This window comes from Firmicutes bacterium HGW-Firmicutes-1, assembly GCA_002841625.1.
In the GTDB taxonomy this organism is placed as follows: Bacteria; Bacillota; Clostridia; order Lachnospirales; family Vallitaleaceae; genus HGW-1.
This window is the reverse complement of sequence record PHAG01000022.1, coordinates 1-3,395: the sequence shown is the minus strand read 5'-3', so window position 1 is coordinate 3,395 and position 3,395 is coordinate 1. Positions and strand designations below refer to the sequence as shown.

General features: G+C 35.3%; 2 protein-coding genes. Both read right to left on the bottom strand.

Annotated elements, in window-relative coordinates:
- Positions 1 to 135: 135 nt before the first annotated feature.
- Positions 136 to 3,276: a DEAD/DEAH box helicase gene (locus tag CVU84_17285; GenBank protein PKM93129.1), complete on the bottom strand. Its 3,141-nt coding sequence runs from the start codon at positions 3,274 to 3,276 to the stop codon at positions 136 to 138.
- Positions 3,277 to 3,311: 35 nt separating this feature from the next.
- Positions 3,312 to 3,395, bottom strand: an 84-nt coding sequence (locus tag CVU84_17280) for a type I restriction endonuclease subunit S (GenBank protein PKM93128.1), incomplete at its 5' end; no start/stop codon positions are given.

The window sequence follows — 3,395 nt, the reverse complement described above, 5'->3', positions numbered from 1 at the left end:
AACTTACGCTGTTCCCACGTAAAAGGAAAAGAGCCAAGGAAAAACCTTGACTCTCTTATAAGAATGGTATATTTATTCATTTTACTCCCAGAATAAAGATGAAAACTTATCAAGACTTATAGTAAGCTATGACGTTTAAATTTCAAAACCACCTGAAAGTATAAATTCTCGTAATATTTTGTCTGTCTTCATATTAACTTTAGGTGGTATTAATGAGACACCATCAAGCGATTCAAAATATGCTTTCGCTTTGGATTTATCGACCGACTTTCTCAGTTCATCAAAACGACCAAATTCATTTATATTAGCTTCTGTTAAATTTAGGCTGATCATATCACGCAATCTTGCTTCATCTAGTCCTAAAAGAGTTGCAAAGCGACGAATTTGATCATCTTTTGCTTTGTATTGATATTCAGTAATGTAATCTCGCAAAGACTTATCCTTTTCGACAATAACATCGCCACTTTGAATATCATGCAGAAATATACTGGCATATTTTTGTTCTTCTTGTGTCAATGCTGCAAATGTTTTGTGGAGCTCGTTTAAAGCTTGCTCTACTAGGTCTCCAGTTGCATCACCTTGATTTATTAGCTTAAGATACTTGTCAAAACGACTATTCATGTAATTTGCATCAATTACTCCTGTATCTATTTCTGTTAAATATCCCACAAGGTCATATGGAACATCAGCACCACTTCCTCCACCTCCCTCGCCTGGAGAAGATAATTCTTTGTACCGTTGTGCCAGTATGAGATAGCTAGTTTTGTCAAAGTCTAGTGTAATGGTCACTTTCTGATTTCCATTTTCTTTTTTAAATGGATATTTATCTTTTTCCCAACTAAATCCTTGAATCTTAGCGGCCTCTAAATAATTGTTAAAGTCCTTAAATAGGGATGCAAATTTAGCTCTCTCTGTAGTGTCGGTTGGTAGCCTTTCATAGTCTGGAATACTAGCACGATTAAAAAGTTCAACGATATCTGCATAGATTTCATTCATTTTCTTTAAGTTATAGCTTAGTTTTTCAACGAATAATCCGATTGGTTTATCTCCTGAATACAGTTTTACTGCATCATTAACATTTCGTTCCATGGTGTGTGGTCTACGATAGTAACGGATAGTCCCAAAAGGCTTTTCTGGGCCAAACAGTCGATTCGTTCTAGAGAATGCTTGAATTATATTTTCATACTCTAGCATTTTATCAATATACAAAGTGTTTACCCATTTAGAATCAAACCCTGTTAACATTTGATCTACTACAATAAGCAAATTCAGTTGCTTCTCTGGTGTCCTTACAAGCAATTTATAATGTTCTTTGTGTGCCAACCTTAAAGCAATGTCTTTCTTAAATGCTCCATGTGTCGCAATGGAAAAGTCTTGTTGATAACGTAGATTGTAATCGGTAACTATCTCAACAAGTCCATCTTCTTTAAATGCAACGCCACCTCCGTTATCAATATTAGGGTCAAATAGACAAGTCGTTTTTAAATGTGGTGCTTTGATCTTTAGTAATCGATAGTATTCTATTGCTTCAGGAATGCTACTAGTTGCAAGGATGGCATAAAACTTATTGTTATGGCTAAGAGTTAACCAGTTCTCAACAATATCCTCGACGACTTTGCTTTGATGCTCTATCGTTTGATATTGAATAGTGGGTATATAATCCTCAATACCCTTGACATATTTACCGTTGTTGCCGTAATATCCAGCCATTTTTACTTTAGAAGTGTTCATAAATTTATAGTAGATTTTCGCTTTTGCAGGATTACTTATGGCTTCTTCTTCTGTACTAGCTTTTGCTTTTTCTAAGGCAACAACTTTCCGTACATCCTTATCCTTAAATGTAAGCACTTTGTATGGGTCGAATCCCAGAACGTTTTTATCCCTAATCCCGTCAGCGATACTGTAGCGGTGAAGCTCATTACCAAAAACAGTTGAAGTTGTATTCATTCTTTTTTGGTTTTCATCATGAATCGGTGTTCCAGTAAACCCAAAGAAAATTGCCATTGGAAATGTTTCTTTTATTGTAATCAGCATATCTCCAAAGGTTGAACGATGAGCTTCATCTACTATAAAAACAAGTCTTTTGCCGTTTATAGTCTCTATATCATGTGAGTTCACACCAACTTCATTTTTTATGTTGCTCATTTTTTGAATAGAAGTAACAATCAACACATCAGAAGGATTCGTGCTTTTTAGTTTTGTAATCAAAACATTCGTATTTTCAGTTGCCTGAACGGTTTCATTATCATTAGCAAACCCACGATACTCTTTAAGTGATTGTGTGCCTAGTTCAATTCTGTCAGTTAAGAAAACTACTTTATCGGCATCTCCAGAATGTGCAATAAGTTGTGCAGACTTAAAACTGGTCATTGTTTTCCCTGAACCAGTTGTATGCCAAACAAAACCACCCAATTGTCCATCGTTTTCCCATTTTGTTTTTGATACCTTGTCAGATATTGCATTCGCAGCGTAATATTGATAGCTCCGCATAACCTTTAATATTCCATCTGAATCATCAGCAACAGTATAAAAACCTATCAATTGGTGAGCCATCGGAATAGACAAAAAATATGATGCTATCGATTTCCAGTTATTTATAGGCTCATTATTAAAATCGGCCCAACGAAAATAATAATCAGTATTAAATTTACCATCGGGACCCGGATTGGCAAAATATCTTGTCTCATCTGGATTCATAGCTACGAAAATCTGAACAAGAGAAAACAAGCCTGAGAAGATTCCTTCATTTGCATATTTTTCAATCTGATTATACGCCTGACTAACAGGGACACCACTACGTTTAAGTTCAATATGAACTACAGGCATACCGTTAATTAACAGCATAATGTCGCCACGACGGTCATTCAAAATTTTAGATTTGGTAGGGAATTTAGGCTGCTGAACAATTTGATAGCGACTTTGTCCTGCAGCAATTTCTCTTCGATCATATATTTTCAAACTAATTTCTTTTCCAAAATGAAGTTTGTCATCTGGGTTATCTCGCGTTATAGAAACGGTTTTACCGTTTATAAACCCATTCAGTTTTAATGGTGTACGCAACGCTGTAATCTGCTCTATAATTTGATCCATTTCGCCATCAGTCAACGGGTAATTATTTAAGCGATCAATGCCACGGTTGTTATCGTAGAGGATATTTGCCCAGTTCTTAATTAATTCCTTCTCAGATGGGTTTTTAAACACTTCTTTTTCCCAACCTTTTTGCGTCAATATTCTTATGAGTGCTTGTTCAAAATCGGATTCTTTATTGAATATCACAAGACAGACTCCTTTCTAATTAAACTGTGTAAAACTTATACAAACATCTTTTGGAGGCATGATTTTTTTATATTTTGAAGCTTATCTAACTCACGCTGATGAAGGGTGATAAGGTTGTC